Annotated in this window: 15 protein-coding genes; all 15 read right to left on the bottom strand. The window is 67.0% G+C overall.

Annotated elements, in window-relative coordinates; genetic code table 11:
* Nucleotides 1-35: 35 nt before the first annotated feature.
* Nucleotides 36-485: a flagellar hook assembly protein FlgD gene (locus AC5RT8_RS15835; RefSeq protein WP_494096675.1), complete on the bottom strand. Its 450-nt coding sequence runs from the start codon at nt 483-485 to the stop codon at nt 36-38.
* 13 nt (nt 486-498) lie between these two features.
* Nucleotides 499-2,082 carry a flagellar hook-length control protein FliK gene (locus AC5RT8_RS15830; RefSeq protein ID WP_494096674.1) on the bottom strand — a complete coding sequence of 528 codons (1,584 nt, stop codon included), beginning with the start codon at nt 2,080-2,082 and terminating at the stop codon, nt 499-501.
* Nucleotides 2,079-2,732, bottom strand: a complete 654-nt coding sequence (locus AC5RT8_RS15825) for a C40 family peptidase (protein ID WP_494096673.1) — start codon at nt 2,730-2,732, stop codon at nt 2,079-2,081. The genes AC5RT8_RS15830 and AC5RT8_RS15825 overlap by 4 nt, the downstream gene beginning before the upstream one ends.
* Nucleotides 2,729-3,163, bottom strand: coding sequence for a flagellar FliJ family protein (locus tag AC5RT8_RS15820; protein ID WP_494096672.1), 435 nt, complete (start codon nt 3,161-3,163; stop codon nt 2,729-2,731). Before AC5RT8_RS15820 ends, AC5RT8_RS15825 begins: the two co-directional genes overlap by 4 nt.
* On the bottom strand, nt 3,163-4,494 hold the full coding sequence (locus tag AC5RT8_RS15815; RefSeq protein ID WP_494096671.1) for a FliI/YscN family ATPase: 1,332 nt from the start codon (nt 4,492-4,494) through the stop codon (nt 3,163-3,165). The genes AC5RT8_RS15820 and AC5RT8_RS15815 overlap by 1 nt, the downstream gene beginning before the upstream one ends.
* On the bottom strand, nt 4,491-5,102 hold the full coding sequence (locus AC5RT8_RS15810; protein ID WP_494096670.1) for a FliH/SctL family protein: 612 nt from the start codon (nt 5,100-5,102) through the stop codon (nt 4,491-4,493). Before AC5RT8_RS15810 ends, AC5RT8_RS15815 begins: the two co-directional genes overlap by 4 nt.
* Nucleotides 5,092-6,192, bottom strand: coding sequence for a flagellar motor switch protein FliG (gene fliG, locus AC5RT8_RS15805; protein ID WP_494096669.1), 1,101 nt, complete (start codon nt 6,190-6,192; stop codon nt 5,092-5,094). Before fliG ends, AC5RT8_RS15810 begins: the two co-directional genes overlap by 11 nt.
* On the bottom strand, nt 6,189-7,772 hold the full coding sequence (fliF, locus tag AC5RT8_RS15800) for a flagellar basal-body MS-ring/collar protein FliF (RefSeq protein ID WP_494096668.1): 1,584 nt from the start codon (nt 7,770-7,772) through the stop codon (nt 6,189-6,191). Before fliF ends, fliG begins: the two co-directional genes overlap by 4 nt.
* An 11-nt stretch (nt 7,773-7,783) precedes the next feature.
* The gene (fliE, locus tag AC5RT8_RS15795; protein WP_494096667.1) at nt 7,784-8,089 is read right to left on the bottom strand and encodes a flagellar hook-basal body complex protein FliE; all 306 of its coding nucleotides are present in this window, start codon (nt 8,087-8,089) and stop codon (nt 7,784-7,786) included.
* Nucleotides 8,089-8,481 carry a flagellar basal body rod protein FlgC gene (gene flgC / locus AC5RT8_RS15790; protein WP_494096666.1) on the bottom strand — a complete coding sequence of 131 codons (393 nt, stop codon included), beginning with the start codon at nt 8,479-8,481 and terminating at the stop codon, nt 8,089-8,091. Before flgC ends, fliE begins: the two co-directional genes overlap by 1 nt.
* A complete protein-coding gene (locus AC5RT8_RS15785; protein WP_494096665.1) occupies nt 8,481-8,822 on the bottom strand; it encodes a flagellar basal body rod protein FlgB in 342 nt (113 codons plus the stop codon). Before AC5RT8_RS15785 ends, flgC begins: the two co-directional genes overlap by 1 nt.
* A 238-nt stretch (nt 8,823-9,060) precedes the next feature.
* Nucleotides 9,061-9,405, bottom strand: a complete 345-nt coding sequence (locus tag AC5RT8_RS15780) for a hypothetical protein (protein ID WP_494096664.1) — start codon at nt 9,403-9,405, stop codon at nt 9,061-9,063.
* A complete protein-coding gene (fliS, locus tag AC5RT8_RS15775; RefSeq protein ID WP_494096663.1) occupies nt 9,395-9,832 on the bottom strand; it encodes a flagellar export chaperone FliS in 438 nt (145 codons plus the stop codon). Before fliS ends, AC5RT8_RS15780 begins: the two co-directional genes overlap by 11 nt.
* A 2-nt stretch (nt 9,833-9,834) precedes the next feature.
* Complete coding sequence (gene fliD, locus AC5RT8_RS15770; protein ID WP_494096662.1) at nt 9,835-11,169, bottom strand: flagellar filament capping protein FliD; 1,335 nt, start codon at nt 11,167-11,169, stop codon at nt 9,835-9,837.
* A gap of 180 nt (nt 11,170-11,349) precedes the next feature.
* Complete coding sequence (locus tag AC5RT8_RS15765; RefSeq protein ID WP_494096661.1) at nt 11,350-12,204, bottom strand: flagellin N-terminal helical domain-containing protein; 855 nt, start codon at nt 12,202-12,204, stop codon at nt 11,350-11,352.
* Nucleotides 12,205-12,280 lie beyond the last annotated feature (76 nt).

The raw sequence follows: 12,280 nt of genomic DNA, 5'->3' as shown, positions 1-12,280 counted from the left end.
GCGCCTTTCAGCTGTGGTGGTGCCGGGAGGGAGGGTTATGCGGTTGCTGTGGGTTCGTCGGGAGCCGGGGACGCTTCTGCGTCGACAACGCCGGAAATGCGGTCCAGCAGGACATCCTCGCCGTTGATGTTGACGGTCGGGACGCCGGCGGCATAGGAGACTGACTTGGCGGTTCCGGTGACGGACACGCCCTCGTCATTGGTATAGGTGACGGTCTGGCCGATGAGGGCAGCGGCGGCAATGCGCATCTGCAGGGAGAAGTTTTCTTCATCCATCTTCGCCATGGCCGTGAGCTGCTCCATGGACGCCAGCTGGGTGGTCTGGGTGATCATCTCATTGGTGTCCATGGGCGAGCTGGGGTCCTGGTTGCGCAGCTGGGTGACCAGCAAATGCATGAAAACCTCGCTGTCCATGGTTTGTTTGGGCGCACGGGTGGTCGCCGTGGTGGCGATGCCGCCGGATGCCGCTACTGCTTCTACGGGCACGTGGTCTCCTTTTCTAGGCCAGGAAATCTATGGTCGATGCCGACGCCGGGATTCCGGGCCGGTAAGTGCGTGGAACGGGCTCTGTCGGGGCCCGCTCGGGGTCCGGCGGGGCGGCCGGAGCCGCTTCCCGCTGCGTTCCGCCGCTGTCCCGCCGCTCCGCGCCCCCGCCCGGGCCGTCCTGGCCGGAGAGCGAGAGGTGCGCGTTCATTCCCGAACCGGCAAGGTCCCGGCGCAGGTCCGTCATCAGGGTCCGCAGTGCCTCCCGGCCGGCATCGGACGGCGCGAAAAGCTCGATCCGCACTCCGTCGGCGCCCACGTGGGCACGCACCGTGACCGGGCCGAGGTTGTCCGGGGTGATGCTCAGTGTCATCACGTGCTCTCCCTGCGGGGCCTGCCCCAGGGAAAACAGCGGTTGGGACACCTGGGGCAGCAGCGCCGGGGCGGCCGGTGCGGGGGCGGAGACAGGCACCGCAGGCATTGCGGCCGCACCGGAGACAGGCGTTTGGGGCGGCAGCGGGGAAAGAGGAGTGACGGGGCCTGCGGCCGGGGCTTCAACCGCGGCGACGGTAGCAGCGCCGGTGCGTGCGGTTTCGGGGGCAACGGCCTCAGCAGCGGACGTCCCCGTGAAGGCCGGTGTGTGAACCCCCGGGTTCCTCCAGACATCGGACGGAACACCGGCGGGCAGGCCGGAAACGGGGGCGGCGCGGTCGGGCATCAGGGGCTCCGTGCCCGCTGGTGCAGCAGCACCTGACTGCCGTACATCCCCGGGCCCTGCACCCTCGGCATTGGCGGACAGGGTGGCTCCGGAGGCAGCCGCCTTGGCGGCACCCGCTCCACCGGCCTTCGCCTGCCCCGCCGGCTGCAGGGTGCCGGCGACGGCGGCTGCTTCCGGCACCATGGCCGGGCTGCCCACGGTGGCCTCACCCGAGCTGATGACGCTGTTGCCGGCCCCCGTGGCCGCACTGAGGGTACCGGCTGCGGCACCTGCGGTGACGGGTCCCGCCGCCGCAGACGCAACGGCGGCGGGAGTGGCCGTGCTCGCCGGAGCAGTGGACGGATACAAGGCAGCGGTCCCGGCAACCGGGATTCCGGCGGTTCCGGCAGCAGCCGGAGGGACGCCAATGGCGGGAGCGGCGCCGGTGGCGGAAGCGGTGTCCACAGCGGGGGCGGGCGCGGTGGACACAGCGCGGGCGGCGGGTTCACCGGTAGCCGGTGAGGATATTCCGGCAGGGACGCCGAGGTCGGCAGCCGCATCATTCACGGCAGAACCCGCCGCCGTGGTTTCCGCACGCGGGCCCGCCAGGCCGGTCAGACCGGTCCCAACCGGGAACTGCGTTGCTGCTGCGGGCGCTGCAGAAGGATCCACGAGTCCGGCGTGCACCGGGAAAACGGTTCCGGGCTTCCCGCCGGTCTCCTGGTCGGCGCCGGGTGCCGCGGAAGGTTTCGTCTCCGGCAAGGCCGGCGTCGAAGCGGCAATTGCTTCCTCAAGCGAGGTGCCGAACCCGTCCGCCCCGGCCCCGGAAGGGACGGGACCCACAACGGCCGCTCCGGAAGCAGCACCGGAAGCGGGATGCGTCATCCCGGTGGACACGCTCATGCTGCCGATCCCATCATGGCTGCCTGCGCTGCACGGGCGGACGCGACCAGATCGGAGAGTCCGGCGGCGCCGCCGGCAACACCGGCTCCCGTCCCGGCGGATTCCGCCGGCAGGATGCGGCGGATAGTGGTGATATTGGCGTCGGTTTCCCACGCGTCGCGGATGGCGATGGTCTGGCCCGGCTGCGGGGCATCCACCGCCTTTCCGTTGCCCAGGTAAATGGAAACGTGTCCGCCGTCGTGGCTGAAAAGAAGGTCCCCGGGCTGCGCCTCGGCCATGGAAGCTACCTGCGTCCCCGAGTTCATTTGGTCCCAGGTGACGCGCGGCAGCGTGTAGCCCAGGTCCTTGTAGACGTTCTGCACGAAGGAAGAACAGTCAAACCCCTGCGCCGGGTCGTTGCCGCCCCAGATGTAGGGCAGGCCCAGGTATTTCTGGACAGCGTCGAGCACCTTGCCGTCAGCCGCCGTTCCAGTGGTACCGGTGTCCATGCCCGTCGATGCCGCCGGAGTCAGCGAGGACAGGGTGGAGGCGAAGTCCGCCCCGGAGGCCCCGGAGGTCGCAGCGGCGGCCTTTGCCGCGGTTGTCCCGGAGAGCTGGCTCAGCGTGCTCCGGATTTCTTCGATCCGCCCGAGGGCGTCCGTCATGCTCATGAGGTGGCTTCCTTCTGCCGGCGGTGCCAGGTAGAGCCGGCAAGTTCATCCAGGATGGTTTGTTCGGTGCGCAGGTCCTCGGCGGCTTCGGCCTCGGCGAACTTGCCTTCAAGTTTTTCCAGGCCCACCGAGCGGGCCCGCGCGGCAGAGAACTCCGCGCGTGCCGTCTCCACTTCCGTGGCCCGGCGCGTCCCCAGCGCCTCCAGATCGGCAAGCATGCTCCGCGAGGAGGCCCGGGCGGCCGCAATCGCGTTCATGGTCGCCGCATCCACGGCCTCACTCTCGGAGGTTTCGAGGGCGGCGTAGGCCTCTGCACGGGCTTCGCGGGTTTCCCGCACGCGGACGTTTGCCGCTGCGAGTTCGCCTGCGGCCCGGTCCTGCTGCAGCTGGCGCAGCCGGAGCAGGCCGGCCAAGGGAAAACTACGTGCCATCAGGAAACCCCCAGCATCCGGGTGAGGTTATGCAGCTGGGTCCACGCGGTTTCGGCCGGGGTCTGCTCATCCATGCGCTGCTGCAGGAAGGCGTTAATGGCGTCCTGGTTGTCCACGGCGGCGTCCACCAAGGGGTTGGATCCGCGCTGGTAGGCACCGACGTCAAGCAGGTCCTGCGCTGCCTTCCGCGCTGCCATCACGCGGCGCAGCGTGGAGGCAGCGTCGCTGCGTTCGCGCGGGTTGACCCGGGAGGCAACGCGGGAAATGGAGGCCAAGGCGTCAATGGAGGGGAAATGACCGGAGACGGCCAGTTTGCGGTCCAGGACCACGTGGCCGTCGAGGATGGAACGGGCGCTGTCGGCAATGGGCTCGTTATGGTCGTCGCCGTCCACGAGCACGGTGTACATGCCGGTGACCGACCCCCGTTCGCCGGTGCCGGCGCGCTCAAGCAGCTGCGCGAGGAGGGAGAACGTCGAGGGCGGATAGCCGCGGGTGGCCGGCGGTTCGCCGACGGACAGGCCGATTTCACGCTGGGCCATGGCCACGCGGGTCAACGAGTCCATCATGAGCATGACGTCGGCCCCGCGGTCGCGGAAGGATTCGGCGATGCGGGTGGCCACGAACGCGGCGCGCAGGCGCATGAGTGCGGGTTCGTCCGACGTCGAGACCACCACGATGGACCGGGCCAGGCCCTCGGCGCCCAGGTCGTCTTCGAGGAACTCGCGGACTTCGCGGCCCCGCTCCCCCACCAGCGCGATCACGGACACTTCGGCATCCGTGCCGCGGGCGATCATGGACAGCAGCGAGGACTTGCCGACGCCGGAGCCGGCGAACAGGCCCATGCGCTGGCCGCGGCCCACGGTGGTGAGGGTGTCCATCGCGCGGACGCCCAGCTGCAACGGGGTATTGATCCGGGTGCGCAGCATGGCGGAGGGGGTTTCGTGGTCCAACGGCACAAAGGCTTCCGCCTGCAACGGGCCCTTGCCGTCGATGGGCCGGCCCAGGCCGTCCAGCACCCGGCCGAACAGCCCGGTGCCGGTGGGGACCAGCAGCGGGGTGCCCTTGGAGCGTGCCGGGGTTCCGGCGGTCAGGCCGGCGAGCCGGCCAAAGGGCATGCAGCGGATGCCGTCACGGGTGGCCGCCACCACTTCGGCGTCCACTTCGGACCCGGGGTTTCCAATGGACACCAGGTCGCCCACGCCGCAGTCCAGGCCGGCGATTTCAATGCTCAGGCCCAGGACGGAGGACACCCGGCCCACCCGCTGCGGTGCGGCGGAGCGCACGGCTGCCGCAAAACGGTCGGCACGCGGGCGCCAGGCGGTGGCGGTCATGATTCATCCCCCAGCAGCGCGGCGCGGGCACGCTCGATGGCGGAGCTGAGCGAAGCGTCCAGGTAGCCGTCCGGGAACTCGGTGACGGCATCGCCCCGCTGCAGGCCGGCGTCGCCCACGAACTCCACCCGGGCACGGCGGAGCGTGTCCTCGTCCAGGGATGCGAGGTCCACCGGATGCATGCGTACGCGCTGCACCAGGTCGGTGTCCACGCCTTCCAGGGCACGGGCCAGCGCCGAGCGGGCGGAGGTGTCGCCGGAGGACAGCTCCCGGCCCAGCAGCGCCTCGGCCAGCTCGAGTGCTGCGGCAGCCAGCGCGTCCTGGATATCGGTAACCAGGGCGACTGTGCGGCCTTCGAGGCTGAACACCGCGGAGTTCAGTGCGGAAAGGCTCCGGTCGATGCGTTCCTGGCCGCGGCGCATTTCGTCGTCGTATTGCTCCCGCAGGGTGCGGCGCAGCAGGTCGGTGTCCGCTGCGGCGGCCCGCAGGCCGGCGGCGTAACCGGCTGCGTGGCCGCGCGCTTCCACCTGCGCGTTGAGCTGCGCTTCGTCCTGCGCGCCGAGGGAGGTGTACACCAGGCGCGAGAACGTCTGCTCGTCAGTAGACATATTCTTCCTCGTCCGCGTGGTGCACCTCGATAATGCCCTGGGCTTCCATTTCACGGATGGCCCGGACAATGTTGGCGCGTGCTTCTTCCACCTGCGAGAGGCGGGCCGGACCGGAAACCTTGATTTCGTCGTCGAGCAGTTCGCGGTTGCGTTCGGAGACGTTGGTGCGGATGGCATCCAGCACCGCCTCGGTGGCGCCCTTCATCGCCAGGGCCAGGGTGCCGACGTCGATGCCGCGCAGCACCAGCTGCACATCCCGGCGTTCGAGCTTGACCAGGTCTCCGAAGGTGAGCATCCGGGAACGGACCTCTTCTGCCAGCTCCGGATCGCGTTCTTCGAGGGCTTCGAGCAGTGCGCGTTCGGTGACGGCATCGGAACGGTTGATGATTTCCACCAGGGGCTGCACGCCGCCGATGGCATCGGTTGCCTCACGGGCGGCGCCCAGGGCAGATGCGCGGGCGCGCAGCGTTTCGGCAACCACCCGTACGGCTTCGGGGGTAGCGCGGGCCATGGTGGCAATCGCCTGGGCGACGTCGGTGCGCAGCTCCGCGCTCAGTCCGGTCAGCACTGCCGAGGCACGCTGGGGACGCATGTGCGCCAGGACCAGCGCGATGGTCTGCGGCAATTCACCGTCCAGCAGCGAAATCACTTGGTTGGGCTCGGCGGTTTCGAGGAATTCGAAGGACTTGCCCGCCATCGAGGAGGTCAGGCGTTCCATCACGCCGGAGGCGCGTTCCACGCCGAAGGATGCTTCGAGCAGTCCCATGGCGACGTCCCGGCCGCCGTGGGCGCGACGTCGGCCCTCAACGGTCATTTCGTAGAACTCGCTGATTGCTTCCTCGGCCACGGAGGAATCAACCCGGCGGAGCCGGACGATCTCCGCCGCGATGGCCTGCGCCTCGGCCTCGGTGAACTGCTGCATGACCACGGCAGCCCGGGATGTTTCCAGCTGCATCAAGACGATGGCAGCCTTCTGGGTGCCGGTCAGGGTGCCAAGTCCGGCATCTGGCTGGGCCGCGGCCAAGGCAAGGGACCCGTTCGAAGCCGCGGCGAAGGGCAGTGTGGCCGGGGCGGTGGCGACGTCCGTCATGCTCGGGTGTCCTCCATGAGGTTGCGCAGGTAGTCAGCGGTGCGGACCGGATCCTGTGCTGCCAGTGCGTCGAGTTCGGCCCGCTTGCGGTCCTGGTCCACGGCGGCGGCAACAATCTGCATGGAGGCGGTATCCGTGGAGACGGGCGGGGCGGGTTCGCTCAGCATGGTGAGGCCGGCCGCCGGCGCCAGGGGGTCCAGCTCGGGCAGTTCGCCGATGTCGATGGCTTCGCGGTTCTGCCGGCGGGAGCGCATGGCATAGGCCACCAGTGCCAGGATGACCACCAGGACAACGCCGGCCACGATGATGCCCATCTGGATCATCTGGGCCCGGCGTTCGGCTTCTTCTTCCGCCTGCGCGTCGGCCAGTGCGTCCTGCGCGCTGGTGGCACCGTCCGCGTTGAAGGACACCATTTCCACCGTGATCTCATCCCCGCGTTCGGCGTTGATGCCGGCGGCGGTGGCGACCAGTGCTTCCAGGTCGGCCACGTTCAGTCCGGCGGCAGCATTGGTGTTCAGCGCCACGGAGACCGTTTGCCGGTTCAGGGAACCGGCCGGGATGTCCCGGGTTTCGGTCACCTTGTTCACGGCGTTGTTCTTGGTGCTGGATTCACTGCGGAAGGCGCCGTCGTCGTTTCCTCCGTTGGGCACCGCAATGTTGTCCGGGCCCAGGATGCCTGCCGCGCCGCCGTCGGCACCGCCGGTGTATTCCTCGGTGCTGGTGGATTCGTTCAGGGCCGGCGTGTCCTGCGGGGCGGTGAAGGATTCCTCCACGCGGTTGGCGGATTCGTAGTTCATGTCCGCGGCGACGGCAACCGTGGCGTTGCCCGGACCCACCACCCGGTCCAGCATGGTCTGCACGGAAGCGGTGACGCGCTCCTCGTAGTCGGTGGCCTGCTTGTCCGCCGAGCCGGTGGTGCCGGTGCCGACGGCGGAGAGCACGGTGCCGGCGGCGTCGATGACGGCCACGTCGGTGGACTGCATGCCGTCCACCGATGCCGAGGTCAGGTGCACGATGGCGGAAACCTGGTCCGCGCTGAGCGTGGTCCCGTTCTGCGTTTCCACGAACACGGAGGCCGTGGGATCGGCCTTTTCCGACACGAACACGGTGTCTTCGGGGATGGCCAGCTGCACGGAGGCGTTCTTCACGCCGTCGATGGCGCCCACGGTCTTGGCGATTTCGCCTTCCAAGGCCCGCTTGTAGGTGACGGACTGCTGGAACTCCGAGGAGGTGACGCCCATTTCGTCCAGCAGGGAGTACCCGCCGCTGGATTCGGACGGCAGGCCGGCGCCGGCGGCCTTGAGCCGCTGGTCGTACACGTGTTCCTCGGGGACCATGATGGTTCCGCCGCCGTTGGCGACCTCGTAGGGAACGCCGTCGGTCTTGAGCTGTTCCACAATGCTATTGGCATCCGTCGCCTCCAGTCCGGAGAACAGCGGGGTGTAGGCAGGCTTGGTCAACCAGGAAGCAAGCAGGGCAATGCCGAGGGCCACCACGGCAATACCGATAATGGCGATGGTCTTCTGCGCCAGGGTGAACTGACCCACCGTCTTGCCCAGCCGGCCGGTCATGGCGCTCATGGGTCCGGGCATCAGGCCTGCATCCGCATAATCTCGTTGAACGCGTCAACGCCCTTGTTCCGCACCGCGGCGACAAGTTCCAGCGTGACGGAGGCCCGGGTGGAGGCGATGGTGGCGGCGTGGATGTCATCCAGGTCGCCGGTCACGGCCTGGACGGCGAGCGTCTTCGATTCGGCGGACAGTGCCGTGACGTTGTCCACGGCTCCGGTGAGCTGCGCGGCGAAGGAGGAGCCGTCCGTGGAGACTGCAGGCTGTACGGCTTCCACGTAGGTCGTGGGCGTGGTGGCGCCGACGGCGGCGATGGGGGGTACGGGCATCAGGAGCGTCCAATCTGGAGGGCGGCTTCGTATGTGCTCTTGGCACGGTCAACCACGGCGGCGTTTGCTTCATAGCCGCGCTGGGCGAGGATCAGGTTGCCCATTTGTTCTGACAGGTCAATGTCCGGGTAGCGGACGTAGCCTTCGGCATCGGCGAGGGCGTGGTCCGGCTGGTAGACCACCCGGCCCTCCGCATCGCCGTACTCGACGCCCGCAACGCGGACACCGCTTCCGTCCTGGCTCTCCTGGGCTACGACGTAGCGGGCCTGGAAGGCAGCACCGTCGGTGCTGGAGACGTTGTTGGCGTTGGCGAGGTTGTCGGAAACGGCGTCCAGCCACTTGCGGTGGGTGCTCAGTCCGGTTGCGGCAATGCCGATGGCATCGAAAGTCATTAGTTGGTCCTCAATGCCGTGCGGAGGGAGTTCGCTTCCCCGCCGACGGCCTGGGTGGCGAACTGGTAGCGCAGCACGGTGTCGATATTGGACAGCGTCTCGGTGTCCAGGTTGACGTTGCTGCCGTCCAGGCGGGTGGGCTCAAGGGAGCGCGAGGTGGTGGGGGCGGCAGCTCCGTCGCCGGCCTTCACCGATTTGGCGAGGGCATCTTCAAAGGAGACGCGCTGGGCCCGGTAGCCGGGGGTGTTCACATTCGCGATGTTGTTCGCGATGGCACGCTGGCGCAGGGCAAGACCGTCCAGGGCGCTTTGCAGCGCAATGGAGGAGACGGAATCGAACACAGTGAAACCCAGTTCTCGCTAAAGGGACAGTGCGGCCGATCCGTGGCCTCATTCACGAGCTATCCATGCTCGTTAATGGTTATCGGCACCCCGCTTATAAATGTAAGCGGGGTGCCGAGTAATTTTTTCGGTTTTTGCGGGTACTTACGCGAAAAAGACAAGTACCCTTTGCTTTTTTATTTAGCAAGCAACCTTCGTATTCGGATTTCGAAAGCACGCTTGGTATTTTGCCCTGCGGTCAGCCGTCAATCTCAAGGTAAACAGGCGCCGGGGACGGTCCGGAAACACTGCTCAAAAGCATGCTTTGTTTTCGATTGCTCCTGGATTCATTCCTCAGCTGGGCATAGGCCCTGGCCTGCGCCTTGGACAGCATCCGGGCACGGGTCAGGAGCTCCTCCGGAAGCGGGCCGAGTTCGGCCGGCGGCTCCCAATCCGCCGCTACCCCGCGGGCCTGTTCCGTGAGGGACTGTCCTTCGAGGAAGGACTCGAGGTTGTCTTCGAGCTGCGTGAGGACCATTTCCCACAACGCAATGTTGGCCAGCTCCTCGGCGCTGCGGAAGGGCTCTGCCGATTCAGCCGACACCGAGCACCCCTCCCTGCGTCCCGGCAGCGGCAGGTGCTGCCCCGGCGGCCGGAAGCTGGGCCGCTGCTTCATGCCAGGCCAGACGGATCGGTTCCAGCAGGTCGATGCACTCGCGGGTCAGCTTTGCGTCCCGGCCGATGTTGGCATTCATCAGGGTAGACAGGGAGTACGTGTACAGGGCGTGCAGGTTGTCCCCGCCCTCCCAGACCTCCGTTTTCAGCGTGCCCAGCAGTTCGGTAATGATGGCCTGGGCATGCAGCAGGTTTTCCGAGGCGACCGGCCAGTCGGCGTTCTGCTGCGCGGTTTCGGCCCGGGCAAGGTCCAGCAGCAGCCGGTCATACAGCATGATCAGGAGCCGAGCGGGCGAGGCCGAGAGTACGGCATTACGTGCATATTCGGCGCGTTTGGCGGCAAGTCCGTAGTTCACGGTCACTTCTTACTCGAGTTGGCGGAGAGGGAGTCGATCTGGCCGGTGAGCCAGTCCATCTGGCTGTTGAGCGAACCGAGCTTGACCTCAAGGTTGGTCCAGATCAGCTTCAGCGTGGACTCCCGGGACGCCAGCCGGCGGTCCCAGTCCTCCACCTGGGTGTTGAGGGACTTCACCATGGACTCCTGGCTGGTGATCCGCTTGGTGATGGAGCCGTCATACTTATCCGACGCCGTCTTCCCTGCGGTTTCGACGCGGGCGGCAATGGCGCCCAGCGCGGCCTGGGCCTTTTCCGGATCCGCCGCGAGGGCGGCGGTGAACTTCTCGGCGTCGAACTCGACGGTGCCGTTCTTGGTGAGGGTGATGCCGATGGCCGACGTCGAACTCCCCTCCAGCGCGCCGGTGGCGGCGTCCATGATGGACTGCTTCAGGGAGCGGGTGGCCGAGTCTCCGGTGAATACTCCACCGACGGTCTTGGTGACGCCGTTCGAGGTGTCGACGCTGACGGCGGAGTTCCGGTCGATGTAGGTGAACACGTCGGTGAGGCTGGCAACCAGGGAGGCCGCGACGTCGGAGATCGCTTTGGCGTCCAGGCTCACGGACACTGTGACCGGGTCGGCTGACACGGCGGAGACGGTGATGTCGACGCCGGGCATCAGGTTCGCGAAGGTGTTGGTGGCCGAGGTGATTTTTGTTTCCGCACCGGCGACGCCGGCCCAGAGGGTGACCTCGGCGTCGGAGCCGGCGCGGATGGCACCCAGGTCGGTGCCCTTCTGGGAGACGGTGAATGCGCCTGCGGCCCCGGTGGCTGCGGCGGTGAACTGCATGCGGTACTGCTGCACGCCGTCCACGCTGCCTGCGGCGATCTTGACGGCGGTGACGCCCAGGTTGGCTTTGTTGACGGTGCTGATGACCTCATCCAGGCTCTTGCCTGCGGTGTCCAGCTCGGTGATGGTGCCGTTGGCGGAGATGGCGAGGGCGTCCCCGTTGGGCCAGGCGGCCATGGCTCCGGACAGGGAGACCTGCGCGGTGGCCAGCTTGTTCACGGTGAGATCCAGCGACCCGGCGGCGGCACCGTCCTTAACCGTTGCCCGAACCGTGTCCGAACCTGTGACGGCGGTGTAGCGGTCGGTTCCGCCTGCCTTGGCAATCTTGCCCGCAGCTTCGGTCAGGGAGGCAATTTTGGTGTTCAGGTTCTGCAGGGCCGTGGCGAAGAGCTTGTTGGTTTCGACCTTTTGCTTGAGCATCGCCTGCGGACGCGCTTCGATCTTCATCAGATCCGCAATCATGGCGGTGGTGTCGATGCCGCTGATCAGCCCGTCAATGCCTAGCGCCATGGAAATGCTCCTTGAGAAGTCCTGCTGGAAGGTCCTGCCGGTAAAGCCGGCGGCAAGCAGAAGGCAGGGAATGGGCTGGCGGCGGGAAGCGTGAGGTCCAAGTCATGTTTCCCCGCCGCCAGCGGCCATCCACCTGCCGGCTCTGCGGTTACTGCTGATGAATCTGGTGGTGCCTTCCTACTACTGCAGGAGCGACATAACGCCGGAGTTCATCTGGTTGGCCTGGGCCAGCATCGCGGTTGCGGCCTGGGAGAGGATCTGGGACTTGGTGAAGTTACCCATTTCCGCTGCCATGTCCGTGTCGCGGATGCGGGAGTTGGCCGAGGAGAGGTTCTCCACGGACACCGCGATGGAGCGTGAAGCGGACTCCAGACGGTTCTGCTGTGCACCAAGGTCGGCACGCTGGTCGGAAGTGGCCTTGATAGCCACGTCCAGTGCCTCAGTCGCGGTAGCGGCAGAAGCCTGGGTATCAAGATCTCCCAGACCCTCGGCGAGCGTGTCCAGCGTGGCGGCGACGTTGGCCTGCGTGATGTCGATGGTCTCGTTGGCAGCAGCGCCTACCTGGATCTTCAGCGTGGCTGCCAGCGGCTTCGCGTCGTCGCCTTCACCTGCGCCCGGCCCAAGCAGCTGAATGCCGTTGAAGTTGGTGGACGTGGTGATGCGGTCCAGTTCCGACTTCAGTTCATCAACTTCGGACTTGATCGCGGTGCGCGACTCAGTGTTGTTCGTATCGTTGGCAGCCTGGACCGTCAGGTCACGCATACGGTTCAGGATGTTGTGGACCTCGGTCAGGGCGCCTTCAGCGGTCTGGATGAGGCTGATGCCGTCCTGGGCGTTGCGGCCGGCCTGGGTCAGACCGGACACCTGGTTCTTCAGGCCTTCCGAGATGGCCAGGCCTGCAGCGTCGTCAGCCGCACGGTTGATGCGCATACCGCTGGAGAGGCGCTCCACCGACTTGGCCTGGTTCGTCTGGTTCAGGTTCAGGTTGCGCATCGCGTTGAGCGACGAAACGTTGGTGTTGATTGTGAAACCCATGATGTATTCCTCCGTGAGTGGGCCGTACTAACAGGCCCTTCCGTGGGCCTGCAACCATAGCTATCGGCGGAGCACC

It is taken from the genome of Arthrobacter sp. Ms25 (genome assembly GCF_059090365.1).
Note: the sequence above shows the minus strand (reverse complement) of the source record. Positions and strands in the feature narration are given on the sequence as shown.